This window comes from Ralstonia sp. PBBBR1, assembly GCF_002256165.1.
Classification (GTDB): domain Bacteria; phylum Pseudomonadota; class Gammaproteobacteria; order Burkholderiales; family Burkholderiaceae; genus Ralstonia; species Ralstonia thomasii.
Genome location: NZ_NKIL01000007.1, coordinates 1 through 23,525, shown reverse-complemented (window position 1 = coordinate 23,525; position 23,525 = coordinate 1). Strand labels below are relative to the sequence as shown.

Sequence of the window (23,525 nt, the reverse complement as noted above, 5' to 3'; positions counted from 1 at the left end):
CAAATTTGTCGCAACGTGTTGTGATTGCGGCGATGAGATCTGACTCAGGCGGCGCGTTGGTGCGTGGCACAATGCTCGCGATTGCTTCGCACGCTTCAATTGCACCGATTTCCCATGACGCCGACATCCTCGACAGCACCTTCCGCGGCCGCGCGCCAGCAGAGCGCCGAACGCTCCACCCTGGTGAGTGCGGGCGTCAATTGCGTGCTCTCGGCGGGGCAGATTGCGGCGGGGCTGTGGTCGCACTCGCAGGGCTTGGTGGCCGACGGGCTGCATACGTTGTCCGACTTGATCGCCGATGGCATCGTCTTCATTGCCAACCGCAACAGCCACAAGGGACCGGACGAAGACCACCAGTACGGCCACGCGCGCTACGAGAACGCCGCGTCGCTGGGGCTGGGGTTGCTGCTGGTCGGGGCGGGTGCGGGCATGATCTGGGCTGCGGTGGAGAGCCTGCGCTCGCCGCAGGGGCCGGCGCCGGTGCATGGTCCGGCGCTAGTGGTGGCGCTGATCGCGCTGGCGGCCAAGGAGGGGCTCTTTCGCTACATGCTGGCCATGGCCAAGCGCATCAACTCACGCATGCTGATTGCAAATGCGTGGCATGCGCGTTCCGACGCGGTGTCGTCGTTGGTGGCGGCCGTCGGCGTGGCGGGCAACCTGATGGGCTATCACTGGCTTGACCCGGTGGCCGCCTGCGTTGTCGGGTTGATGATTGGCCGGGTGGGCGTGCGCTTTGGTTGGGAAGCGCTCAATGACCTGATGGACCGGGCCTTGCCGCCCCCCCAGGTGGAGGCGATTCGTGCCAGCCTGGAAGCCACGCCGGGCGTGATCAACGTGCACGACCTGCGTACGCGTGTGACAGGAGACCAGGCATTGGTCGACGCGCATATCGAGGTGGATCCGCGCGTCTCCGTGAGCGAGGGCCATGCGATTGCTGTCCGGGCCCGCACCAACGTGCTGACGGCGCATACGGCGATGGCGGTGCTCGACGTGCAAATTCACGTCGACCCCCGCGAGCATATCGCGACCGACCCCGTGCCGCTGCCCGACCGCGAGGCGCTGCGCGCCGTGCTGGCACAACTGCTGCCGCCCGGCACGCCGCTCGACGCGCGCCACTGCATGCTGCATTACGTTGATGGGGCGGTGGAAGTTGACCTGGTCTTGCCGCCCGCGCTGGCTGGCGAACTCGCGCGCATTGCCGATGCAGTCCACGCGCGGTGGGATGGTCTCGTGCGCCTGCGCGTGCTCGTCACAGACGCCTAGCCTAAGCCTGTCGCGCTAGCGGCATTGATCGACCGCGTTGGCCGGCTGCGTCTTGGCGGGGTCGAAATGCAGCTGCTCCAACCCTTTTTCCGTCAGCGACATCCAGTCGATTGCGCCCGACGTGCGCAGCAAACCGGTGCTGCCGACCGGGCGCCATTGCACGCGCTTGCCGTCGGTGTTCAGCAGCGTGGCAGATAGCGTGAGCGAATCCGGCCCCGCCTGCAGTTGCAGCAGGCGGCCATCGGCGGCGGGCGTATAGGCGGTGCTCTGGTTGACGGTGATGCCTGCCTCGCGCACCGTTGCCGGCATGCATGAAATGGACGCGCGCACCTTGCCCGTGGTGTCGATCAGATCGGCAAAGCCGTTACCCTTGGCCACGCCGACCAGCAGGTACCGCTCGATCGCAGGCATCCACGTGACGTTGTAGGTGTAGTACTGCAGATGCTTGTGCAGAAGCTGCTCGCCCGTCACGCGTCCGCTGACCGGATCAAAGACGGCGATCTTCAGATTGGCTTCGGTCTGCCCTGGTACGAACTGCTGCCAGGCCAGCAGCGCATTGGTGCTGCTGCCCGCCACCATGGGCCACCATTCGCGCCGGCCATCGGCAACATCGACGTTGTGCAGGCGACGGCCGCGCCCGTCGTAGACCTTCAGGTAGACGCCGTTCCCGCTGCCGAGGTTGTCGACGCCGCCGCCGGTGATCCAGCCGTCGGAATAGAACACCACGAAGCGCTCGCCCACGGCGGTGATATGGCCCGAATGGCTACCGGATTCCACCAGTTGCGGATACGGCTTGATGGGCCGCAGCGCGGTGTCGTAGATCCCGAAGCGCTGGTTGACGTTTTCCGGCGCATTCCAGCCGTCTTCAAACGACACCATCACCTGGCCAGCACGGTTGCGCGCCACCGTCACGGGCTCCTGCGCTTCCGGCTTCTGGATGAAGATGCGCGGGGCATCGAGCACGCCCGTGTCGGCATGCCATTGCGCGACATAGACATCGTGCGGCCAGCTGCCACTGCGATCGGCACCGCGCGGGGGCAGGCCCGAGCTACTGAAGAATACGTTGAAGGTGTTGGCCGTTGCGCCAGGCACCGCGCTGATGCCGTGCATGTATTGACGCGGATCGGGCGCGCCGGCCGTAGCAACGGCGGGCACGGCCAGCACGCACGCAAGGGCGAGGACGGTACGGCGCAGGAAAGACAGTCGGGACACGTGACGCTCCATCTTCATCGGTGGGTAGGGGGTGGGCGGTTTCGGAACCGATTGGGCCACGGTAGCGCGCCGAAGTTGCTGCGCGAATGGGGGAACCCGTTTGGCGGAGTGGCGCCGGGTGTTGCCAAGCACGACGGAGCACCGGTTACCCCCCGCTGCGGCAATCAAGTTTCGGCCCCGTGTGCCGTTCTTCACAAACAAGAGCGGAACCCATTCCGCCAATCCCGTCCCAGCGCGGCCAGAGTGGGCACCAGCCCGCCGCCCACCGCGCCAGAACCGACCCAGCGAGAACCACATGACCCAGCGACTCGACGCCCGATGGCGAAGCGAAGTGACGGAGGCTCTACGTACCGTGGAGGCGCAGTTCGGCGTGGCACCACAAAGCCTGCCGCGCGACGCGCTGATCGCCGCTCTGACCGACGCGATCTGGGCACAGCGTGGCGCGTATGCGCGTGTGCGCCAGACGCTGGTTCCGTGTCCTGAGCTGGCAGACGAATCGATGTAACGGCGTGCCCCGGTGCCGCCGCTGTTTTCAAGAAGGTGATGTGATGCGGTACTGCGGTTCGCTGGATCTGGACCATCTGCTGCACCAGCCGTTTGCCCACCTCGGCCGGCTGGTGCGCGATGAGCACTCGGGGCAGCCCCTGCCTCCGGTGGAAGTTGCCGCGCGTGCGGTATTGCTGCGCGCCGCCGGCTACGAGGTGATGCCCACCTGCGGGCACCATGACCGACGTGGTTTTTGCCTCGGCCACGCAGACCAGATCATCGGGATGTAAGCGCCGCGCCTACGACCCATGCGCCACGTGCGCGCAGCCTTGCGCACACGCTGTTGCGAACGTGCATCACGACATCCAAAAACAGTGTGATCGCGTGGTGTGAAAGGCACCTATAAAGCGTTGACTGGCGCACCTTTGCGGGCAATTCGTTGCCAAAAAGCAAATGGTAAAAATGACTTACATTCCGGTCCTTTTTCGGCCCATGGTTCTGGTGCATCCTGAACCAAGATAGATCGCACGGATGGCAGATGTGCGACGTCGGGCGCAACGTCAGGCCGGAAGTCGGCAGTGAATCGAATCGGCGACGCCTGCAATCTGGGGTCAGGGGAAAGAACATGAAGACGCAATATCTCAGCAAACAAGAAATCTACGACGGCGCAGTCCGTCATCTGTTCGGTCAGGGCGGCGCTGCCATCCTGCCGCGCGGCGGCGCTGCGTACCATGGCCAGGGCGGCCGCTGCTGCCCGATCGGCAACCTGATCGGCGTGCGCGACTACACCACGTCGATGGAAAGCGTGCCGGTGCGTTACATCCTCAAGCCGACCAACGAGATTCCGCGTTACATGGACGCCGGCGTCATCGCATTGCGCCGCGCGCTCAAGCGTGCGCGCATCGATGTGGATGACCGCGACACCGTCGAGTTGCTCTCCAAGCTGCAGAACGCGCACGACGTGTTTGGCACGTGGGAGTGGAAGGAACGCCTGCAGTCGATTGCGCGCCAATTCGGCCTGAACGGCGCACTCGTCGATACATTCTGACCGACCGGCCGGTCACAGATCACCCTATAGAAGGTGACGCCATGAAAGGGAAGGGGACGTTCCTCGCCATCGAGGACATTTTTGAACGCGTGCGCGCGCACCTGCTCGCGCAGCAATGCCGCTCCGAAGATGCCGACGGCGAGCCGCGCTACCGCGGACTCGATAACCGCCGATGCGGCGTCGGGATTCTCATCGATGATGCGTTCTATTGCAGCGCCATCGAGCGCTTGGGCGTGAGCCTGCTGCGTGTGCCGAGCGAGGATCCGCTCGCGCGTGCGCTGCGCTGCTCCGGCGTGAATGTCGACGACGATCAGGTGGTCGATCTGCTGATCGATCTGCAGGACATCCATGATCTGGCGGCCATCGAAAGCTGGCCCGCCGCGCTGGAAGACATCCGCCGCCGGTTGCCCGCTACGCCGCTGGCGGCCTGAGCGATTCAACCTCCATGCGAACCCGGCTTTGCGTCGGGTTTTGTCATTTCAGTGCATCGAGTTCCGCATAGTGGCGGAAGATGCCCATCGTGTTGAACGGAATGCGACGCGGCGATTCCAGATAGGCCGCGATGTTCGGCTGTGCCGCCACGCGATCATGCAGTGCCACCAGATGCGGCAACGCGCGCTCGTAGCGCTGCATGTGGCGTGGAAACGCGTAGCGCAGCCCGGCCACGATCTGGAACAGCGACAAGTCCACATACGTCAGCGCATCGCGCACGGCCCATGTCGGGCCGGCGGGGTTGCGGTCGAGCACGCGCTCGAAGTAGTGCAGGAACTTGGGCGCGCGATTATCCAAAAAATCCTGTGTGCGGCGTTTGGCTTCGGCGCGCTGATCTTCGTAGTACTCGCATGACGCAATGGGATGGTGCGTGTCGTGAATTTCCACCACGAAATCGGCAATCGTCAGTTGCAGGCCGTGCGTCCAGAGGCCACCGGCTTCGTCCTGCGGGGCCAGGCCGTAGTGCTGGCCCAGGTAAAGCAGGATGTTGGCCGTCTGTGCGATCACCAGCGGGCCGGACACCAGGAACGGTGGCGCGAACGGCGGTGTCGGAATGCCGGCATCGTCGAGAAACGCTTCGATGGTGGATGCATCTTCGCGGCCGAGGTCGGTATAGGGCGCGGCGGCCTGCTCCAGCGCGAGCCGGACGAATTCGCCGCGGCCCTGGATTTCGGGCCAGTAGTAGAGCGTGGTTTCCATGATCGGGCAGATGAGCGAGATGGAGGCTGCGCAGCAAGGTCGATGTCGCATCGCAGCAGGAACGGTGCCTGCGAACGATAATAGGCGCCCGCCCCTGCGCTTGTTTCAACCCGCCCGCCGTGAACGCTCCGCTTCCGCCTTCGCCGACCCATTCGCCGTCTCCGCCGCCGTCCCCTCTACCCGCCATCGAACCCGCTGATCATTCCCGCTGGCTGGTCCGGGGCCATCCTGGCTATCTGCGCGCCAATCTGGCGCTGTTCGCGGCGGGATTTTCCACGTTCTCGCTGCTGTATTGCGTGCAGCCGCTGATGCCGCTGCTGGCGCACGACTTTGGCCTCACCCCCGCGCAGACGAGCTTGGTGCTGTCGGTGTCCACGCTGCTGCTGGCGTTTGCGATCCTGTTTGCGGGGCTGCTGTCGGAGTCGATCCATCGCAAGACGCTGATGGGCGTGTCACTGGTGCTGTCGTCGGTGCTCACGCTGGCGGCGGCGGTGTTGCCAGGCTGGCACGGGTTGCTGGCCACGCGGGCGTTGCTCGGCGTGGTGCTGGGTGGCGTGCCTGCGGTGGCCATGGCGTATCTGGCCGAGGAGGTGCATCCGCAAGGGCTGGGCATGGCGATGGGCCTGTACGTCGGCGGGACGGCGTTCGGCGGGATGGCGGGGCGTGTGCTGGCCGGCGCCGTGGCCGACCACTTCGGTTGGCGCGCCGCCATGGGTTTTACCGGCTCGCTGGGTTTGCTGGCGGCAATGGCCTTCCTGTGGCTGCTGCCGCCGTCGCGCCGCTTTGTGCCGCGCAAGGGTGTGGCGCTGGCCGATCTGTTCGACACGCTGGGCGCCCATCTGCGCGAGCCGGGTCTGCGCGCGCTGTTCGCCATGGGCTTCTTGCTGATGGGCGGCTTCGTCACGATCTACAACTACGCGAGTTTTCACTTGCTCGATGCGCCGTATGCTCTCAGCCAGACGGCGGTGGGCGGCATCTTCATGGTGTACCTGCTCGGCATTGGTGCCTCTGCATGGTTCGGCCGATTGGCGGATCGCCATGGCCGGGGCCGCATGCTGCTGGCGGGCACGGTGCTGATGTCGGCGGGTGTGCTGCTGACCTTGGCGGGGCCGCTGCTGCTGGTGATTGGCGGCATCGCGCTGCTGACCTTCGGTTTTTTCGGTGCGCACGCGGTGGCCAGCGGCTGGGTCGGGCGCCGCGCGCAGCGTGCCAAGGGGCAGGCGGCAGCGCTGTATTTGCTGGCGTACTACCTGGGCTCCAGCCTGATCGGCACGACAGGCGGCAAGCTCTATGCGTCGTGGGGCTGGCCTGGCGTGGTGGCGCTGGTGATGGGCTGCGTGGCCTGTGCGCTGGGCACGGCGGCCTGGCTCTGGCGGCGCGCCCCGCTGCCACCGGGTGCCAGGCGCTGAGGTTGTACGCCCGGGGAATTCGCGTATCGTGCCGTGATCGATGTCTGCATCTGGACGATCGCTTTTTCTGTCATGCGCACTCATTTTCTTTTCTGGACGCGGCGACTGTGGCCGCTCGCATCGCTTCTGCTTCTGGTCATGATCGGCGTGGCCCGTGTGGCCGACGCTGCGCCGGTGTCGTTTGCCAAGCTGGCCGGGCTGCCGACTTCCACCGCCAGCGCATCGGCGCCCGCGGCGGACCCTGCGCAGACGCGCCAGTCGCTCGACACCGTCATCACGCTGCTCAACAACGACCAGCAACGCACCGCCCTCGTCAATGAACTGAAGCAGTTGCGAGACGGCATGAGCGCGCAGCAGAAGGTGCAGGCCGAACAGGCGCCGGGCCTGCTGGGCGCGGTGGCTTCGCTCATCGAGAACGGCTCGTTGCAGGCCGATGTGGAAGCCGGTGCGCCGCGCTACTGGCTGCGCCGCATCGAGGCCGCCAGCGGGAACGCGAGCCTGCTCGTCGCGCCCGAGAAGCGCATGCCGCTGCTTGCCGACTTTGCGAGCACCGTTGGCATCTGGGCCGCCATCGCCGCTGGCCTGCTGGGCCTGGGCTGGTTGATCCGCCGCGTGTTTGGCCTCACCGTGGGCCTCGGGCCGCACCCGACGACGCGCGCGCTATTGATCGACGCGCTGCGCAAGATCGGCCCGTGGGCGATTTCCTTTGCCGTCATCATGCGGCTCGACCACGACGCCTCGCCGGGCTTCGTCCTGGCGCTGGTGCTGGCCTACGCCATCGTATGGGGCGCGATCATCACGGCGGGCGTGGCGATGCTGTTCTCGCTGTTTTCCGGCAGCGCGCATCGGCGCGTGGCAGTGGAATACCTGTTCAAGCATGGCATGTGGCCGATCTTTCTGACGGCCAGTCTGGGCGCCTGCGGCGATGCGCTGGTGGACCCGCGCGTCGCGTTGGTGCTGGGCGGTTCGCTCAGTCTGCTGCTGGCCACGGTGTGCAATGTGGTGTCTTCATTGATGCTGGCGGTGGGCGCGTTGTGGGCGCGGCGGCCCATCGGCCAGTTGATCGCCAATCGTCCGCTGGAGCTGCGCAGCGGCGAACACACGGGCAATCAGATCCGTCGCCTGCTGGCGGCGTTCTGGCCAGTGCCGGTGGTGGTGCTGGCGGGCGCCACCGTCATGGCCACGCTGACGATGCCCGACAACGTTGACGTCGTGGCGCGCCGCGCGGTGATGACGTCGCTGCTGCTGGTGGCCGCCTTCTTCCTGTCGGCGCTGGTCCGCCCCCGCGCGAATTGGCGCGCGCACCTGCGTCTGACGCGCAGCTCGCCTTATCTCGAGCGGCTCAAGCATTTTGTTGGCGCGCTGATCAAGCTCGTCATCTGGATCGCCTTCCTGGAGCTGGTGCTGCGCGTGTGGGGCCATACGCTGGTGGAGGTCACACACAGTTCGGTCAACGGCAAGCGCATCGCCGATGCCTTGGTGGGCCTGATCGGCACCGTGTTTGCCACCTGGCTCGTCTGGATCCTGCTCGACACGGCGATCCTGCGGGCGCTGTCGCCGGCCTCGGCACGGGCGCAGCCCAGCACGCGTGCACTGACCATCCTCCCGCTGCTGCGCAATGGCCTGAAGGTGATGCTGGTGGTGACGGCCAGCATTGGCGTGCTGGCCAATCTGGGCGTGAACGTGACGCCGCTGGTGGCCGGCGCCGGCGTAATCGGCCTGGCGGTGGGGTTTGGGGCGCAGTCGCTGGCGCAGGACTTCATTACCGGCATCTTCATCCTGATGGAAGACACGATCAGCGTAGGCGATGTGGTGGACGTGGGGGTGGCCACGGGCTCCGTCATCAACCTGACTATCCGGACGGTGCGGCTGCGCGATGGCACGGGCGCGGTGCTGTCGATTCCGTTCAGCCAGATCAAGACCGTGCGCAACCTCTCGCGCGATTACTCGTTTGCCGACTTTGAAGTGCGCGTGGCGATGGAGGCCGAGCCGCAGCAGGCGATCGACCTCGTGCGCGCGGCGGCTGACCAGATTGCGGGTGAGCCGCGCTTTGGCTACACGTTGCTCGGCGGTGCGGAAATCTTCGGGCTGGATCGCTTTGAAGGGGGCGCGATGATCGTCAAGGGGCGGTTCAAGACGCGTCCGCAGAAGCAGGCGGATGTACTGCGGGCGTTCAACGTTGTGCTTAAGGATGCGTTCGACAATGCGGGCGTGCCGCTGGCGGCGCCGGGGACGGTGTTGCGGACTTCTGCGGCGTTGGAGGAGTGGATGGCGCGGGTTGGTGGGCCGGATGAGCGGAAGGTGCCGCCTACGGCCGAGCCACCCGCTGCGGGGGCGCCGGCTTAAAGGTGTGTTGCTGGTCCATCCCGCGTATCGTCCCCTGCCGGGGCCGACTCACTTTCTTTGTCTTGCCAAAGAAAGTAAGCAAAGAAAGGCGCGCCCGAGATGGCGAAAGATTCCTTGAATTTATGTCGCAGAGAGGGGAAGGGAAAAACTCGCTTCGCTCAGACAGTTTCCCTTCCTTTTTCCTCTCTGCAACAGAAATTCAAGGCGCCATCTAGGGCAGGGAAAGTCAAAGGCCAAACCGTCTGGGCGCACGTCTTGGCGCCCAGGCCGTGTCTTCGTTTTAGAAGCCGTGGCGCATGCCGACCATGACGCCGGTCTGCGAGGCTTTCGGCAGTGCGGCTGCCAGGACGGTGCCGGCGTCTTTCTGGTGGGTGTAGTCCATGCCGACGTACAGCCACGTGCGTTTGCTGACCACGTAATTCATGATCGCGTAGGCGGTGTAGCGCAGGCCGTCGGGGTCGCGCTGGCGCGTGGCCATGCCGCCCACCACGAGGTTGTACTGACCGCTGAAGTCGTACTTCACGCCGCCGAGGATGAGGTCGTTCTTGGTGGGCGTGCCGTCGCGGTAGTTGATGTAGCCGAGCATCAGTTTGGCGGGGCCGACCTGCACGCTGCCGCCGGTGGTCCAGGTGCGGGTGCCGACCGATTGCAGGTCTTTCTGCTGCTCCCACGCGCCGCCGAACGCGAACGGGCCGCTGGCGTAGTTGAGCGACAGCGCGCTGTAGTTGCCTGCGGAGAACGCGCCCGCCTGCTCGCCCATGCCGACCATCACGCCGGGGCGCCAGCCGTTGAAATCGCCCACGTACTTGACCGAGTTGTCGATGCGCACGCCGGTGGCGGTGACGTGCCACGCCGTTGCGCCGAGGTTGCCGATGGAGAGCGCGTCGTATTGGCCGGCCGTGTTGAAGACGAGGTTCTCCTGCCGGCCGAACGTGAGCGAGCCGAACCCGCCTTCCAAGCCGACATACGCCTGGCGCCCGAACAGGCGCGAGGTGGCGGGCGTGGTGGGTTTGTAGCCGCCCAGGCCCATGTCGTTGGTGGAGCCCACGCCGGTGTCCGGGGCGAAACCGCTGACCAGATGAAACACGGCCTTCAGGCCGTTGCCCAGGTCTTCCGAGCCGCGAATACCGAAGCGGCTGCCGCTGTAGTAGCCGCCCGCCATCTCGGCCTTGCCGTGGCCGTCGGCGTCGTTGTTGGTGCTGTAGCGCAGGCCGGTTTCCATCACGCCGTACAGCGTGACGCTCGATTGCGCGTGCGCCGCGCCGCAGGCAAGCAGCGCCGACAGTGCAACGGCCGATAGCGGAATGGAACGGATCGAAGTGGTCATGTGGCTCCCTTATTGTCGTAACGACTGTTGTGTCGGCCGGAACGGGTTTTCCGGCCTGGCTCGGGGGCCGACTCTCAGGCAAGTCTGCGCTGTAAGGGTTGAAGTTACGCATGCACCGGCAAAGCGCCGCACACGTCGCGCTGGCCGGGGCGTTGCCCTCTGAAGGGGCTCTGTGCGTAAACCGCCGGCTTACAGATTCTTGGGGGTTTTCCCTCGGGCAGGCGGCGTGGGGCGGGGCTGCCGCTACACTGGCGACGCTCATTTCTGTTCGCCGCCCACGTATCGCCCATGCCTTCGTTCTCCGTTCCCCTGCTCAACGCCTTGCGCGCCCAGCTGCCCGCGCTTTCGCCGGCGCAGCAGGGCGTGGCGCGGTTGATCCTGGACGCGCCGGAGCTGTCGCTCGAACAATCGGTGGAGACGCTGGCCGTGCGCGCCGGCGTGTCGATGCCGACCATCGTGCGGATGTGCCAGGCGCTCGGATTTGAAGGCTTGCGCGAGTTCAAGGCCACGCTGGCCGCCGAGCTGGCGCACGCGCAGCCGACGCTGCCGGGCCATGTCGGCCGGGCGGACCCGCCTGCGCTGGTCGCCAGCAAGGTCATTGACGGCGCTACGCGGGCGCTGGCCAAGCTGCGTGAATCGCTGTCCACCACGCAGGTCGACGCCGCCGCCGAGCGCATTGCCCGCGCGCGCCGCGTCGATTGCTATGCGGCCGGTGCGGCCTCATCGTTCATGGCGAACGACATGCAGGCGCGGCTCATGCGGTTAGGGCTGGCGTCCAACGCCTACTTCGATGCGCATCTGCAGCTCGTGTCAGCCGCCATGCTCGGCGCGTCCGACGTCGTGGTGGCGTTCTCGCACGTGGGGCGCATGCCGTATCTGCTGGAGTCGATCGCGTATGCGGCCGAGCAGGGTGCGTGCGTGATCGCCATCACTCAAGCGGGCACGCCACTGGCCGAGCGCGCGCAGATCGCGCTGACGGTGGACGTGCCGGAAGATGCGGTGATGCGGGTCGGCACCGAGGCGTACCTCGTGCATCTGACCGTTATCGAAATCCTGATGACCTGCGTGGCGCAGCGCCGCGACGAGATGGTGCGTTCGCGCATGCGGGCAATCCAGCGGCTGCTGACCGAGCGCAGCGTCGATCGCCCGTAATCGACCGCGACGACGCGTCGAAGGCGAAAAAAATGGCGCCACGCGGGCGCCATCCACAACACATGCGGCACTCAAAGCCGCGAGATCGCCAGCCCGATCGCCAGCAGGCTCCCCAACCCGAAGATCGTCCAGCCGACCGTGCGGCGCTTGGTGGTCATCACCCACAGCCACAGGCCCGAGATCGACAGGAAGATCAGGCAGCCGGCCAGCGTATCCACCAGCAGAATCCACGGCACGGTCATGCCGACGCCCTTGTGCAGGTTCATCAGCGTGCCGAGGAAGCCGTTATCGGTCTGGCGGATCGCTACCGAGCGGTTGCCTGCCCAGTATTCGGCTTGGATCTGGGTGGTCGCGCTGCCGAAGTTGAAGGTCCATTGCTCGGGCTGCATCAGCGGCTTGGCGGCGGGTTCGCGCGGTGCGTCGGCGTTCTTGTCGTCCTTGGCGCCTTCGCCCTTGGCCGGGCGCTCGGCCCATGCCACCGGCTTGGCCTTTTCCACGCGCGTGCGGGTGGCGGGGTCGGGCGTGTTCAGCGTCTGCTGCAGCCAGGCGCCCATTGCTTCGGGCGTGGCCGGCACGGGGTCGGGCAGGGCGATCTGCGTATTGATGCGCTGTTGCGTCACGGGCAGCTTCAACACCGCGCGGTGGTTCAGCCAGATGCCCGACACGCCGAAGATCAGGCCCATCACGGCGCCCCACAGGCCGAACCAGCCATGCGTCTTGCGCAGCCAGCGGACGATCGTGGCGCGGCGGTTGGCCGGGTGTTCGGATCTGGCCTTCGTCAGGCGAGCGGTGGCGGCCGGCTCAGCCGAAAGCGGGGGATGGGACAGGTCAGTCATGAAGCACAAGGCGGCGCAAGGGCCGCCGGAGGAAGACAAATCGACCGGCCAATATAGATGAGAATGATTCTCGTTGCAATCGCCGGAAGCTTACAGCGTAATACGCTCCAACGCCCGTCGCGACGCCTCGTCTGCCGGATAAAAGCACTCGATACGCATCTCCTGCAGCCCCGCATCGCGCGGCGTGCCCAGCGTGGTGAGCGTGGAGAACAGCGAGATCGTCACGCCGTCGCGCTGCAGTGAGACGGGCAGGAACGGCGGCGGATCGGCGGCGTCCTGGGCTGATGGGGCGGGGGGTGCCGGTGCATCAGCCGCATCGAACAGCGCAGGTTGCATCGCGCGGATGTCGTGCAGCAGCCGTTGCGTCGCGGGGTCGATGGCTTGCAGGGCCAGCTCCTGCCGCACGCGCCGGGCCAAGTAGCGGCCGACGACATCGGGGTTCGCAATGGCCGGCCACAGCGCGGTCGGGTCGAACACCAGCTTCATCATGTTGACGGCACCCGGCGCGCCTTCGGACCGGTCGTCGCCGATGGCCCAGCGCATCAGGCGGCGATGCGCGGCATTGGCGTCGAGCACATGCCAGAAACGGTCCAGCACGATGGCCGGATACGGCGCCTGCTTGTCGAGGATCAGCTTCACCGCATGGCGCACTGCCTGCATCATCGGCGAAGCCTCATCGGCCGGCGTGGCGAGACCCCGTTCGGAATAGGCGGGAGCGAAACCGGCCGCCAGCAGCATCTGGTTGCGATGGCGCAGCGGCACGTTCAGCTCCTCGGCCAGTTGCAGGATCATGTTGCGGCTGGGTGCCGCGCGGGCCGATTCCAGAAAGCTCACATGCCGTTGCGACACACCCGCCGCCAGGGCCAGCGCCAGCTGGCTATACCCGCGCCGCGTACGCCAGAAGCGCAGCAACTGCGGGAAGCGCGAGAGCGCCGCTTCAGGCGGATGAATCGCCGCTTGGACGGTGTTGGCGTCTTCAAGCATGAGGGTGTCGTCGTCGCTGGACGGGGCGGAGGCGGGCTTGGTGGGCGTCATGTCGCCTATTGAAGCAGAGTCGAGTAGCTGCTGCGATTACGTGCCGCGTAATTGTGACCGTCTTCGGCGGCACCAATACTGGGTCCATCCCGACACCCCGAGCGGAGTTCCCATGCAGCGCGAACCGATCGACTACCCCGCCGATGCCCTTCCCACCCGCGATGACCACGTTCGCACGGCCGACGGCTGGACGCTGCCCGTGACGGTCACCAGCCCTGGGCTGGGCGCGCACGGCACCGTGGTGATCTGCTCGGCGCTGGGCGTGCCGCGCCGGTTCTACGCGGCGTTTGCGCGGGCCCTGTGCCTGGCGGGCTGGCGTGTGGTGACGTTCGACTACCGCGGCATTGGTGAGGCGGCCGCGACCGGCCCGGGCACGCCGCGCTTTGCCGACTGGGGCCGGCACGACATCGACGCGGTGCTGAAATGGGTGCACGACACGCTCGTCCCCGAGGGCTGCAGCGGCCGCAGGCTGGTGGTGCTCGGCCACAGCGCGGGCGGGCAATTGGCGGGGCTGGCGCCGCACATCGTGCACGCCGATGCGCTGGTGCACGTGGCGGTGTCGCTGGCGAATGCGCGGCTCTGGCCGTGGCGCGGGCTGTTGACGCGTCCGCAGCTCGCGTGGCTGCTGCATGTGCGGATTCCGTTGGCGGTGGCGCGCGTGCGCGGCGGCATGCTGCCGCTGGCGGCCGTCGGCATGGGGCCGATGTCGATTCCGGCCGCCATCCTGGGCGATTGGGCGCGCTTTGCCCGGCGGCGCGGCTACCTCTTCGCGCGGCGTGCCGGGTTGGATACCTCACGCTATCCGAGGCTCGCCGTGCCGCTGCTCGCCTGGGGTTTTGACGATGACCCGATGGCGCCCGCCAAGGCCATCGACGCGCTCATCGCGAAGTTGCCCGCCACGCGCGTCACGCGCCGCCAGGTGAGCGGCGCGGCGCTGGGTGCCAAGGGCGTCGGCCACATGGGCTTCTTCCGCGCATCGTCCGGTGCGCCGTGGTGGCGCGAAACCGTGGCGTGGCTCGATGCCCTCGCTTGATTGGCGGCCCGATCAGAACGTGTAGACGAGGCCCGTGCCGCCGAAGTAGCTCTGCTTGTTCTGCACGATCGGGCTCTTGGCCGCATTGCCCAGCAGGCGCGAGGTGCCCACCGCCGTCTGCACGGCCCGGTGGCGCGAGAAGGTATGCGTCCAGGCCACACCGTGAGCGTGGCGCCTTGCAGGCCGCTGCTTGCGCTGTATTGCGCAAAGCCATTGTTGGACGACTGCTGCGGCGTTACCCCGAAGTACGTCTGCATGTACTTGCTCGGGCCGAAATGCAGGCTCGGGCTCACGGTGATCGTGTCGCTGCCCTAGCTCACGACCGGCGCCGCCACGTCAATGTGGCCCGACCAGCCGCGCTCGCGGTTGGTGATCGGGGCAGCTAGGTCTCGTCGCCGCCTGGCCGATGCAGAAACGCGCTCGGGCTGCTGCCGAACGCCCGGCGGAACATCGCAGAGAACGCGCTCTGGCTGTTGTAGCCCAGTTCCTGCGCCACGCGCGACAGCGGCATCCCCTGCGACATCATCGGGATGGCGCTGGCGAGCACGGCCTGCTGGCGCCACTGCGAAAAGCTCACACCCAGTTCGTCTCGGAAGCGCCGCGCCAGCGTGCGTGCGCTGGCGCCCACATCGCGGGCGAGCGCGTCGAAGGTGAGCGGGGTGCCGGGGTCGGCCATCACGCGTTCGCACAGGGCGCGCAGGCGCTTGTCGGCGGGCATGGGCAGATCCAGCGGCAGCGGGGCGCTGCGGCGCAGCTCATCCAGGACCAGCATGGCCAGCGCCTGCTCGCGCGCGGCCGGCAGCGGCTGGCGGACGTCCATCGCGGCAATCAGCTCGCGCAGCAGCGGCGACACCTCCATCACGCGGCACTGCGCCAGCGCGCCCGTCACCACGGACGGGTCGGCGTACAGCGTGCGCAGGAAGGCGGCCTCGACCACCCACACCTCGTGCTCGATGCCGGGCGGAATCCAGATCGCCCGCGAGGGCGGCACCACCCAGGCGGTGTCGCCCGCCTGCACGCGCAGCACGCTGTTGTGGCTATACGCCACCTGCGCCCACGGATGCGTGTGGCGCGGAAACCGCGTATTGGCCTCCATCTGCCGCGTGTAGAGCCGCACCGGGTGCGCCGCGGAGGGCGGCGTGCGGCCTTCGATATCGGTAGGCAGGAGGCGCTGTGGCATGGCGGGTTTGCGACAGAAACGGTCGAGCCAGTGTAAATGCGCCCGCAGGACTTGTGGAAGCCAGATGTCGATGGCAGGCTATCGCCCGGCGTCGATGATGTGGGGCGCCACACTAGAAAGCGGACTGCCGAAGCGGTCTCGACAAAAACGCCGTTGCCCACGAGGCACGCGGCGAAATGGGTGCGAATAATGCAAACGGGAAATCACACGCGCAGCCGGGGGGCGCGCGGAGCGATGGGGTGGTTGCGGCCGTGGGCTGCGCTTGCCACGTGTGTGGCATGCATGGCCGCGTTGACAGCGCCAGCCGCCCACGCCGACATCAGCATCATCCAATCGTTGCCGCTGTCCGGCACACAAGCCGCGACGGGGCGGGCGCTCAACGCTGGCGCACGGCTGTATTTCGACTGGCTCAACCTGGACGGCGGTATCAACGGCGAAACCATCCGCCTGGTGGCCCGCGACGACGAGCAGAAGGTCGAGCAGACCCTCCGCAACGTGCGCGACATGGCCAAGATCGACAACCCGGTGGCGGCGCTTACCGTGGTCGGCACCGCCAATGTGGAAGCGCTCATGCGCAGCGGCGTGCTGACCGAAGCCAACCTGCCGCTGGTCGGCCCGGCCACCGGGGCCGCCAGCATGACCGGCGATCCGCTGGTGTTTCCCATCAAGGCCAGCTACCGGCAAGAGATCGACAAGATGGTGATCGCGCTCGTCACCATTGGCGTCACGCGCATCGGCGTGCTGTATCAGGACGATGCGCTCGGCAAGGAGGTGCTGGCAGGCGTGGAGCGCGCGCTCAAGCCGTACAAACTCACAATGGGCGGCATGGCTTCGTACCCGCGCAATACGGCTTCGGTGAGCGCCGCCGTCGACAAGCTGCTCGGCGCCGATGTGCAGGCCATCTTCCTGGGCGCCACGGCCGAACCCGCCGCGCAGTTCATCAAGCAATACCGCGCGCGCGGTGGCGGCGCGCAACTGCTGGGCCTGTCGTCGATTGATCCGGGCATCCTGCTCCGGGTGGCCGGCATCGACGCGGTGCGCGGCTATTCGCTGGCGCTCGTGATGCCGAACCCCGGCAAGGGCGTGAACCCCGTCATCCGCGAATTCAACCGCGCACGCGCGGCCGTGGGCGCCAAGGATGTCGAACTTTCATTCCGGGCGGTGGAAGGCTTTGTGGCCGCGAAGGTGCTGGCCGAAGCCGTGCGCCGCGCCGGCCCCAAGCCCACGCGCGACCAGGTGCGCCGCGAGCTGGCCCACCTGCGCAACTTCGATGTGGGTGGCGGATTTGTGGTGGATTTTTCCGACCGCACGCGTCCGGGCTCGCACTATGTGGAGCTGGGGGTGGTGGGGCCGAATGGGCTTGTGATTCAGTAACGCTGGGCGCGTGAAGCTTGTTGTGCTGAATGGCGGGGTTGGGAGTGAGGAGGAACGGGGGGTTCTTTGTTGGTGGTGCATCCCTTGTTTCATCCCCTGCCGGGGCTGACTCACTTTCTTTGGTCTTGCCCAAAGAAAGTAAGCAAAGAAATGCGCGCCCGAGATGGCGACCCCCTCCTTGAATTTCTGTCGCAGGGAGGGGAAGGGAAAAACTCGCTGCGCTCAGACAGTTTCCCTTCCCTTTTCCTCCCTGCGACAGAAATTCAAGGCGCCATCTAGGGCAGGAAAGTCAAAAGACAAAAGCCACACCCTCTGGGCGCCAGCCCAAACGACAAGGCCAACCGCGCGACGGGTTGGCCTTTCTCTTTTGACGTTGAGCCCTTGATGGCGCCTTTCTTTTGCTTACTTTTCTTTGGCAAGACAAAGAAAAGTGAGTCGGTCCCGGCAGGGAACGAAAGGGGGGTGGACCACAAAAAAATCCCAGAAGAAAACAAAAGCCGAAAATCAAAACGCCCCTCAGAGAGATTCCCCTCCAAGAGGCGTTCCTTCATCCCAAATGCCCGTCAGGCCACAGGCGCCGTGCCCGCCCCATGCTCATGCCTGCCCGCCGGCTTGACGATCGCCAGCGTGGCAATCAACCCGCACAGCGCGGCGAACGACACCCACACGCCCGGCATCGCCTTGTTGCCAGTTTCGTGGATCAGCCATGTGGCAATCGCCGGGGTGAAGCCACCGAAGATGGCTGTGGCGAGGCTGTACGCCAGCGAGAACCCGGTGGTGCGCACTTCCGGCGGCATGATCTCGGTGAGCGTGACGACCATCGCGCCGTTGTAGCTGCCGTACAGGAACGACAGCCATAGCAGCACGGTCAGCATGCGGGCGAACGACGGTGCAGCAACCAGCCACTGCATGGCCGGGTAGGCCGTCACCAGCATCAGCACGGTAAAGAGGATCAGCAGCGGGCGGCGGCCGACGCGGTCAGACACCGCGCCCATCATCGGCAGCCAGAAGAAGTTCGAGGCGCCCACGCACAGCGTGACGATCAGGCTGTCCATGTCGGACAGGTGCAGCACGCTCTTGCCGAAGGTCGGCGTGTAGGCGGTGATCAGGTAGAACGACACCGTGGTCATCACGACCATCAGCGTGCCCGCGCCTACCAGGCGCCAGTTCTGGCCCATCGAGCGGAACACGGCGCGCAGGTCCGGACGGTGCTTGCGCTTCTGGAACTCTTCGGTCTCTTGCAGCGAGCGGCGGATGATGAACAGGAACGGCACGATCAGGCAGCCGATCAGGAACGGCACGCGCCAGCCCCAGGCGCTCATCTCAGACGGCGGCAGCAGGTACGACATCAGCACGCCTAGCAGCGCGGCAAACATGACGGCCACCTGCTGACTGGCCGATTGCCAGCTCACGAAGAAGCCCTTCTTGCCCGGGGTGGCGATTTCGGCCAGGTAGACCGACACACCGCCCAGCTCCACGCCGGCCGAAAAGCCCTGCAGCAAACGGCCGATCAGGACCAGCAGCGGCGCCGCCAGCCCGATGGTGGCGTAGCTTGGCACCAGCGCGATCAGCAGCGTGCCGCAGGCCATGAGCGCCAGCGTGACGATCAGCCCTGTGCGGCGGCCGTGACGGTCGATGTACGCGCCCAGGAAGATTGCCCCCAGGGGCCGCATCAGGAAGCCGGCGCCAAAGGTCACCAGCGACAGCATCAGCGAGAGGAACTCGTTGCCGGCGGGGAAGAAGGTGTCGGCAATGGCCTTGGCGTAATAGCCGTAGACCATGAAGTCGTACATCTCCAGGAAGTTGCCGCTGACCACCCGGAAGACGGTGCGAGCCTTGGATTCATTGGGGTTGGTGGTATGCATGGTGGATTTCATTCAACAGCTTGGGTACAACGTGCGGGCGAGCCGGACAGCGAACTGCGGGCCGCCTCGTAAAAGGTGGTGATGTGGTATGGCGTGCTCGACGGCATGTCGGCACGCAGGCGCTGGCCGGCCGGGTCGATGACCTCGTTCCAGCCTTGTGCGTGCAGGAAGCGCGCCGACCACACCGGCAGCAGGCGCGCGAGCATGGCGCCCTGCGTTTCGGTGCACAGCGCAAGGGCGCGGCCGTATTCGGTCTGTGCCCAGATGCGCTGGCTGGCGTCGCGCATCGTGCCGTCCAGATTGAGCGACAGGCACACGCCCTGGGTGTCGGCATCCACGCCGTCGGCGCAGGCTGCGTCCACCGCGCGGGCAAGGCTCTCGGCCAGATGGAGGCCGGCTTCGGAGCGCGTAAAGACATCGGCGTGCGCGCGTACGAGGTAGAACCATTCGAACTGGTGACCGGGTTCGATGCGGTTGTCGGTGCTGGCCTCGTCGATCGGTAACTCGGCGATGCTGCCCGTGCGCGTGTCGATGAAGCGCGCGAGGATGCCCTCGGCCAGCGTGCGCACCCCGGTCTCGGCCCAGGCGGGCGGTTCGTCGAGCGCGGCGGCGGCCAAGTAGGCCTCGGTCAGGTGCATCACGGGGTTCTGCGCGACGCCGGCCAGCGTGGTGCTGAACCTGGCGTCCATGGACGCGACCGGCAGCGGTTTGACCCCGGCCCGCGCAAAGCTGCGGGCGATCACGTCGTGCGCGTCATGCATCAGCGCGGCCGCACGTGGGTCGCCGCTCACGGCAAGCCAGTGTGCGGCGGCAAACAGCACGAACGCGTGCGTGTACAGATCCTTGGTGGTGTCGTGCGGGGCCAGCGCACTGTCGATCGCAAACAGCCAGCCGCCGTGGATCGTGTCGCGAAAGCGCGTGTCCAGCGCGTGGCACAGGGCAGCGGCGCGTTCGGCGCAGAGATCGCGGTGGCGCCTGGAGAGCTGCGTGGCACGCGCGAAGGTATACAGCTGCCGCGCACACGCCATCGCCCGGTAGCGCGCGGTGGATGCCGGCACCAGCGCGCCGTTGTCGACGACGAGCGCCTCATAGCAGAGGCCGGCCTGTGCATTCCAGCCGGGCCCCAGCCACATGGGCAGCAGGACGGCGTCGTAGTAGCGGCCGAATGACTCCAGCGCAGCCGCAATGGCGGGGGACGGTTCGGTCGAGGCCGTATCGGGCAGCGGGGGCGTGGAGGATTGTGAAAGCATGGGCGCCGTGATGATCGTGGCGGGCGTCGACCCGTTTAGCCAGGCCGATTGCTCGAATCTGTTCTGTTCACCATAGGCGACGTATATGCGTTGTACATGCGAACAGACCCGGGATTGTGCTCCAACTGGCGGCCCCGCGCCACGCACAACTGGCGCAATCCCGGTCACGGCGCAGGGTTGTGGGTCCAATGAAAGGTTTTTACCGGATGCTGCCTGGGCGTGGGTTGTGCGAAGATGAATCACCCTTGGCTCATCCCCCTGGTCCTGCCCCGATCCATGCACCGTCGCGACCTGCTCAAGCAGTTGGCCGCCGGGCTGCTTGCCCTGGCTCCTGGTTTGTCCCGCAGCGCCACGCCCGGCACCGCCGCTGGCGCCCCCGAACCGTTTGACGAAGCCCGCCTGCTGGCGCGTGCCCGGGCCTTGGCCACAAGGCCATACCGGCCCCGCAGCACGCAGTTGCCCAAGCCGCTGGTCACGCTTGGCTGGGACGGCTATCAATCGATTGGCTATCGCCCCGATCACGCATTGTGGGCCGGCCAGCACTTGCCGTTCGAGGCCAAGTTCTTCCACCTCGGGCTGTTCTTCAAGTCGGCTGTCCAGATGCACGAGGTGGTGGACGGCCATGCCCGCCTGATTGCCTACGACCCGGCCATGTTCGATTACGGCAAGAGCGGACTGGATCACCAGGCGCTGCCGGCCGATCTCGGTTTCGCCGGTTTTCGGCTGACGACCAAGGCGGACCCGACGCGCGATGTGACGGCCTTCCTGGGTGCCAGCTACTTTCGCGCCGTCGGCGGGCAGTGGCAATACGGCATGTCGGCGCGCGGCCTGGCGATTGATACGGGGTTGCCTCGCGCAGAAGAGTTTCCGGACTTCACTGAATTCTGGCTGGTGCGCCCGGCCGCCGATGCCGATACGGCGCGCGTCTATGCGCTGCTCGATTCTCCGAGCGTGGCCGGCATCTACCGCTTCGACATCCGCCCCGGCGACACGCTCGTGATGGACGTGGCCGCCACGCTCTACGTGCGCAAGCCGATCGAGCGTCTGGGCATCGCGCCGCTGACCAGCATGTTCCTCTACGGCGAGAACGACCGCACCGACCGCGCCGGCGATCGCCATAGCGCCGCACGTCGCTGGCGCGCATCGGACTGGCGCCCGGAAATCCATGATTCCGATGGCCTGGCCATCTGGCGTGGCTCGGGCGAGTGGATCTGGCGGCCGCTGGCCAATCCGCCTGTGCTGCGCAGCCAGCGCTTTGCCGACGACAGCCCGCGTGGCTTCGGCCTGCTGCAGCGTGACCGCAATTCCGATCATTACCAGGATGACGGCGTGTTCTACGAGAAGCGCCCGAGCGTGTGGGTCGAGCCCACGCATGACTGGGGCGAGGGCGCGGTCGAATTGGTGGAGCTGTCGGCCAACGATGAAACCTTCGACAACATCGTCGCCTTCTGGCGGCCCGCCGTTGCGCCGCATGCCGGGCAGGAACTGGCGTTCGGTTATCGGCTGACGTGGGGCGCGCAGCCCGCAGCGGCCTCGCCACTGGCGCGGGTGGTGGCGACGCGTACGGGCATTGGCGGCGTGGTGGGGCAGCCGCGCAAATACTTCTCGTGGCGGTTTGTCGTGGACTTTGCCGGCGGTGAGCTGTCGCGGCTGGGGCGCAGCACGGCGGGGTCGACTGTGGAGCCTGTCATACGCGCCTCGCGCGGGCGGGTGGAGATTGCGTCGGCGCGGCCGCTGGCGAGCATCGATGGTGTCCGGGCGATGTTTGATGTGGTCCCGGACGCGGGCAATGCGCCGATTGAGTTGTTGCTGACGTTGCAGTCGGGGGAGCGGTTGCTTTCTGAGACTTGGGCGTATCAGTGGACGCCGCCGGTGGATCGGGCGGTTTGATTCTTTGGCTTGCTTGATTGATGCGGGTGGTGCATCTCTTGTTTCACCCCCTGCCGGGGGCGACTCACTTTCTTTGTCTTGCCAAAGAAAGTAAGCAAAGAAGGCGCGCCCGAGATGACGAAAGATTCCTTGAATTTATGTCGCAGGGAGGGAAGGGAGGCAAACTCGCTGCGCTCAGACAGGCCTCCCTTCTTTTTCCTCCCTGCAACAGAAATTCAAGGCGCCATCTAGGGCAGGGGACGGCCACACCGTCGCTGCTGTTGGCTAATCGCGGGGCGGTGTCTTGCCGAACTTCTTTGCCATTTCTGCCCAGCCTTCGGGGCCCAGCTTTTCCATCGTCTCGATATTTCGCTCGTAGATGTCCGCTGCGTCGGGGACGGCTGCGGCGGCGCGGGCGATGCTGTCTTCGCGCAGCAGGTGCAGGATCGGGGCCGGCGCGCGGTTGGTGGCGTTGGCGATGTCGTCCGGCTCGGCGTCGGCGAAGACGAAATCGGGGTGGAAGCTGGCCAGTTGCAGCTCGCCTTCGTAGCCGGCCTTGGCGAGCAGCGATTCGGCGCGCTCCGTAAGCGAGTGGAAATCGAGGAAATCGGCCAGGGCGGGGACGATCAGCAGCGTGGTGTCGATCTGTGCGGCGGGGGTGGTGTGCAGCAGATCGGCTTCGGCACGCAGGTGGTCGAGCACGTCGCCGTCCATCGTGGCGCGGCTGACGGCGTATCGGACCTGCCGCTTGACGTGGACGGCCTTGGCGAACGGGCAGAGGTTCAGGCCGATGACGGCGTCTTCCAGCCAGCGCTGCACGGTCGCGACATGAAGGGCGGCGGCGTCCGCGTCCAACGGCAGGGCGTCGGCGGGTGGATCGAGCAGGACGAAATCGGGGGCGTAATCGGACACGGCGTAGTGAGGGAAGAGAGAGCGCGCAGTGTAGTCGATGGGCCGGGAGCGCTTCTTGCGAAGGGATGGGTGTTGTGATTTGCAACGCCCGGCGTGCGCCGTTGATGTACGCCGAGATCACTTCGGGTGCTTCGCGCGCCGCTTATGTGGTCCGTCCATTCCGTGTTTTTGTAAAAGAAGGAGCTCAACCATGATTGAACTGCGCCTGAAAACCGCCCTTGCCGTTGCCGCCACGTTTGCTGCGTCGGCTGCTTTCGCACAGATGACGCCGGCACCGCAGACTTCACCGCAGACCACCGGCACCGTGCAGACCGCCCCGCAAGACGGGCCGGCCACTTCGTCGTCTGACCCGCTGGTTCAGAAGCGCATTGACGACAAGGCCGCGAGCGACGAATACAAGGCTCGCAAGTCCGACGCCAAGGCTGCCTACAAGGAAGAAAAGAAGGCTGCCAAGGCTAACCGCAAGGCCGAGAAGAAGGAAGCTCGCGCCAAGCGCAAGGAAGCGATGAGCGAACAAGGCGGGCCCGCCCAGACGCCGAACAGCGAAGGCAAGTAAGCCGCCGGCCGAACCATGAAAAAAAGCGCACTTCGGTGCGCTTTTTTGTTGCCCGTGACCCGTCCTGAATAAGGTTGACACTTTTTCCCCGCCAGGGAGTGAGGGTCAAGATGGAAGGGCAGAAGAAGCGAACGCAGAGGGACTACACGCTGGCTTTTAAGTTGGCAGTGGTTGAGCAGGT

Annotated in this window: 22 protein-coding genes; 12 read left to right on the top strand and 10 right to left on the bottom strand. The window is 66.2% G+C overall.

Features of this window, described 5'->3' with window-relative positions; all coding sequences use genetic code 11:
* The first annotated feature begins 114 nt into the window (after positions 1–114).
* Complete coding sequence (locus tag CFE42_RS13550) at positions 115–1,263, top strand: cation diffusion facilitator family transporter (RefSeq protein WP_004628906.1); 1,149 nt, start codon at positions 115–117, stop codon at positions 1,261–1,263.
* A gap of 15 nt (positions 1,264–1,278) precedes the next feature.
* Here CFE42_RS13550 and CFE42_RS13545 read toward each other — a convergent pair whose 3' ends face one another.
* Positions 1,279–2,493 (bottom strand): hypothetical protein, encoded by a 1,215-nt coding sequence (locus CFE42_RS13545; protein WP_004628908.1) that lies wholly within the window; start codon positions 2,491–2,493, stop codon positions 1,279–1,281.
* Positions 2,494–2,770: 277 nt separating this feature from the next.
* Between CFE42_RS13545 and CFE42_RS13540 the strand changes: the two genes are divergently transcribed.
* The 4 genes from CFE42_RS13540 (at position 2,771) to CFE42_RS13525 (ending at position 4,440) form a co-directional block, all read left to right on the top strand.
* Positions 2,771–2,980: a hypothetical protein gene (locus CFE42_RS13540; protein ID WP_004628910.1), complete on the top strand. Its 210-nt coding sequence runs from the start codon at positions 2,771–2,773 to the stop codon at positions 2,978–2,980.
* Positions 2,981–3,023: 43 nt separating this feature from the next.
* A complete protein-coding gene (locus CFE42_RS13535; RefSeq protein ID WP_004628913.1) occupies positions 3,024–3,251 on the top strand; it encodes a hypothetical protein in 228 nt (75 codons plus the stop codon).
* Between the two features lie 335 nt (positions 3,252–3,586).
* Positions 3,587–4,009 (top strand): hypothetical protein, encoded by a 423-nt coding sequence (locus CFE42_RS13530; protein ID WP_015855792.1) that lies wholly within the window; start codon positions 3,587–3,589, stop codon positions 4,007–4,009.
* 41 nt (positions 4,010–4,050) lie between these two features.
* Positions 4,051–4,440, top strand: a complete 390-nt coding sequence (locus tag CFE42_RS13525; protein ID WP_004628916.1) for a hypothetical protein — start codon at positions 4,051–4,053, stop codon at positions 4,438–4,440.
* Positions 4,441–4,483: 43 nt separating this feature from the next.
* On the opposite strand, the gene CFE42_RS13520 is transcribed toward CFE42_RS13525, so the two are convergent.
* Positions 4,484–5,200, bottom strand: a complete 717-nt coding sequence (locus CFE42_RS13520) for a glutathione S-transferase (protein WP_004628919.1) — start codon at positions 5,198–5,200, stop codon at positions 4,484–4,486.
* A gap of 119 nt (positions 5,201–5,319) precedes the next feature.
* On the opposite strand from CFE42_RS13520, the gene CFE42_RS13515 reads away from it, so the two are divergent.
* Positions 5,320–6,609 (top strand): MFS transporter, encoded by a 1,290-nt coding sequence (locus CFE42_RS13515; RefSeq protein ID WP_004628920.1) that lies wholly within the window; start codon positions 5,320–5,322, stop codon positions 6,607–6,609.
* 72 nt (positions 6,610–6,681) lie between these two features.
* Positions 6,682–8,955, top strand: coding sequence for a mechanosensitive ion channel family protein (locus CFE42_RS13510; protein WP_037043844.1), 2,274 nt, complete (start codon positions 6,682–6,684; stop codon positions 8,953–8,955).
* A gap of 280 nt (positions 8,956–9,235) precedes the next feature.
* Here the strand turns inward: CFE42_RS13510 and CFE42_RS13505 are convergent, their stop codons facing one another.
* Complete coding sequence (locus CFE42_RS13505) at positions 9,236–10,282, bottom strand: porin (RefSeq protein ID WP_004628924.1); 1,047 nt, start codon at positions 10,280–10,282, stop codon at positions 9,236–9,238.
* Positions 10,283–10,570: 288 nt separating this feature from the next.
* Here CFE42_RS13505 and CFE42_RS13500 point away from each other — a divergent pair, with 288 nt between their 5' ends.
* Positions 10,571–11,434, top strand: coding sequence for a MurR/RpiR family transcriptional regulator (locus tag CFE42_RS13500; RefSeq protein ID WP_004628926.1), 864 nt, complete (start codon positions 10,571–10,573; stop codon positions 11,432–11,434).
* Positions 11,435–11,505: 71 nt separating this feature from the next.
* Here the strand turns inward: CFE42_RS13500 and CFE42_RS13495 are convergent, their stop codons facing one another.
* Positions 11,506–12,270 (bottom strand): PepSY-associated TM helix domain-containing protein, encoded by a 765-nt coding sequence (locus tag CFE42_RS13495; protein ID WP_004628929.1) that lies wholly within the window; start codon positions 12,268–12,270, stop codon positions 11,506–11,508.
* A gap of 90 nt (positions 12,271–12,360) precedes the next feature.
* A complete protein-coding gene (locus CFE42_RS13490) occupies positions 12,361–13,305 on the bottom strand; it encodes a helix-turn-helix transcriptional regulator (RefSeq protein ID WP_004628931.1) in 945 nt (314 codons plus the stop codon).
* A gap of 112 nt (positions 13,306–13,417) precedes the next feature.
* Between CFE42_RS13490 and CFE42_RS13485 the strand changes: the two genes are divergently transcribed.
* A complete protein-coding gene (locus tag CFE42_RS13485; RefSeq protein ID WP_004628933.1) occupies positions 13,418–14,338 on the top strand; it encodes an alpha/beta hydrolase in 921 nt (306 codons plus the stop codon).
* A gap of 12 nt (positions 14,339–14,350) precedes the next feature.
* Here CFE42_RS13485 and CFE42_RS13480 read toward each other — a convergent pair whose 3' ends face one another.
* Together CFE42_RS13480 and CFE42_RS13475 are read right to left on the bottom strand one after the other, a co-directional pair.
* Complete coding sequence (locus tag CFE42_RS13480; RefSeq protein WP_235202073.1) at positions 14,351–14,497, bottom strand: MipA/OmpV family protein; 147 nt, start codon at positions 14,495–14,497, stop codon at positions 14,351–14,353.
* A 223-nt stretch (positions 14,498–14,720) separates the two neighbouring features.
* Positions 14,721–15,518, bottom strand: a complete 798-nt coding sequence (locus CFE42_RS13475) for a helix-turn-helix transcriptional regulator (RefSeq protein ID WP_004628935.1) — start codon at positions 15,516–15,518, stop codon at positions 14,721–14,723.
* A 282-nt stretch (positions 15,519–15,800) separates the two neighbouring features.
* Here CFE42_RS13475 and CFE42_RS13470 point away from each other — a divergent pair, with 282 nt between their 5' ends.
* Positions 15,801–16,892, top strand: a complete 1,092-nt coding sequence (locus CFE42_RS13470) for an ABC transporter substrate-binding protein (RefSeq protein WP_004628937.1) — start codon at positions 15,801–15,803, stop codon at positions 16,890–16,892.
* 563 nt (positions 16,893–17,455) lie between these two features.
* Here the strand turns inward: CFE42_RS13470 and CFE42_RS13465 are convergent.
* Positions 17,456–18,757, bottom strand: coding sequence for an MFS transporter (locus CFE42_RS13465; protein WP_024542591.1), 1,302 nt, complete (start codon positions 18,755–18,757; stop codon positions 17,456–17,458).
* Between the two features lie 8 nt (positions 18,758–18,765).
* Positions 18,766–20,007 (bottom strand): AGE family epimerase/isomerase, encoded by a 1,242-nt coding sequence (locus tag CFE42_RS13460; protein WP_004628940.1) that lies wholly within the window; start codon positions 20,005–20,007, stop codon positions 18,766–18,768.
* Positions 20,008–20,283: 276 nt separating this feature from the next.
* Between CFE42_RS13460 and CFE42_RS13455 the strand changes: the two genes are divergently transcribed.
* Complete coding sequence (locus CFE42_RS13455; RefSeq protein ID WP_004628942.1) at positions 20,284–21,897, top strand: glucan biosynthesis protein D; 1,614 nt, start codon at positions 20,284–20,286, stop codon at positions 21,895–21,897.
* Between the two features lie 264 nt (positions 21,898–22,161).
* On the opposite strand, the gene CFE42_RS13450 is transcribed toward CFE42_RS13455, so the two are convergent.
* On the bottom strand, positions 22,162–22,788 hold the full coding sequence (locus CFE42_RS13450) for a DUF1415 family protein (RefSeq protein ID WP_004628943.1): 627 nt from the start codon (positions 22,786–22,788) through the stop codon (positions 22,162–22,164).
* A gap of 190 nt (positions 22,789–22,978) precedes the next feature.
* On the opposite strand from CFE42_RS13450, the gene CFE42_RS13445 reads away from it, so the two are divergent.
* Positions 22,979–23,344: a hypothetical protein gene (locus CFE42_RS13445; protein ID WP_004628944.1), complete on the top strand. Its 366-nt coding sequence runs from the start codon at positions 22,979–22,981 to the stop codon at positions 23,342–23,344.
* Positions 23,345–23,525: the final 181 nt, after the last annotated feature.

Excerpts from the sequence above, each read along its gene's own strand:
- CFE42_RS13445 (WP_004628944.1), top strand. The coding sequence starts at position 22,979 with ATGATTGAACTGCGCCTGAAAACCGCCCTTGCCGTTGCCGCCACGTTT.
- CFE42_RS13505 (WP_004628924.1), bottom strand. The coding sequence starts at position 10,282 with ATGACCACTTCGATCCGTTCCATTCCGCTATCGGCCGTTGCACTGTCG.
- CFE42_RS13550 (WP_004628906.1), top strand. The coding sequence starts at position 115 with ATGACGCCGACATCCTCGACAGCACCTTCCGCGGCCGCGCGCCAGCAG.
- CFE42_RS13470 (WP_004628937.1), top strand. The coding sequence starts at position 15,801 with ATGGCCGCGTTGACAGCGCCAGCCGCCCACGCCGACATCAGCATCATC.
- CFE42_RS13455 (WP_004628942.1), top strand. The coding sequence starts at position 20,284 with ATGCACCGTCGCGACCTGCTCAAGCAGTTGGCCGCCGGGCTGCTTGCC.
- CFE42_RS13495 (WP_004628929.1), bottom strand. The coding sequence starts at position 12,270 with ATGACTGACCTGTCCCATCCCCCGCTTTCGGCTGAGCCGGCCGCCACC.
- CFE42_RS13545 (WP_004628908.1), bottom strand. The coding sequence starts at position 2,493 with ATGAAGATGGAGCGTCACGTGTCCCGACTGTCTTTCCTGCGCCGTACC.
- CFE42_RS13510 (WP_037043844.1), top strand. The coding sequence starts at position 6,682 with ATGCGCACTCATTTTCTTTTCTGGACGCGGCGACTGTGGCCGCTCGCA.
- CFE42_RS13520 (WP_004628919.1), bottom strand. The coding sequence starts at position 5,200 with ATGGAAACCACGCTCTACTACTGGCCCGAAATCCAGGGCCGCGGCGAA.
- CFE42_RS13500 (WP_004628926.1), top strand. The coding sequence starts at position 10,571 with ATGCCTTCGTTCTCCGTTCCCCTGCTCAACGCCTTGCGCGCCCAGCTG.
- CFE42_RS13525 (WP_004628916.1), top strand. The coding sequence starts at position 4,051 with ATGAAAGGGAAGGGGACGTTCCTCGCCATCGAGGACATTTTTGAACGC.
- CFE42_RS13475 (WP_004628935.1), bottom strand. The coding sequence starts at position 15,518 with ATGCCACAGCGCCTCCTGCCTACCGATATCGAAGGCCGCACGCCGCCC.
- CFE42_RS13490 (WP_004628931.1), bottom strand. The coding sequence starts at position 13,305 with ATGACGCCCACCAAGCCCGCCTCCGCCCCGTCCAGCGACGACGACACC.
- CFE42_RS13540 (WP_004628910.1), top strand. The coding sequence starts at position 2,771 with ATGACCCAGCGACTCGACGCCCGATGGCGAAGCGAAGTGACGGAGGCT.
- CFE42_RS13535 (WP_004628913.1), top strand. The coding sequence starts at position 3,024 with ATGCGGTACTGCGGTTCGCTGGATCTGGACCATCTGCTGCACCAGCCG.
- CFE42_RS13530 (WP_015855792.1), top strand. The coding sequence starts at position 3,587 with ATGAAGACGCAATATCTCAGCAAACAAGAAATCTACGACGGCGCAGTC.
- CFE42_RS13485 (WP_004628933.1), top strand. The coding sequence starts at position 13,418 with ATGCAGCGCGAACCGATCGACTACCCCGCCGATGCCCTTCCCACCCGC.
- CFE42_RS13465 (WP_024542591.1), bottom strand. The coding sequence starts at position 18,757 with ATGCATACCACCAACCCCAATGAATCCAAGGCTCGCACCGTCTTCCGG.
- CFE42_RS13460 (WP_004628940.1), bottom strand. The coding sequence starts at position 20,007 with ATGCTTTCACAATCCTCCACGCCCCCGCTGCCCGATACGGCCTCGACC.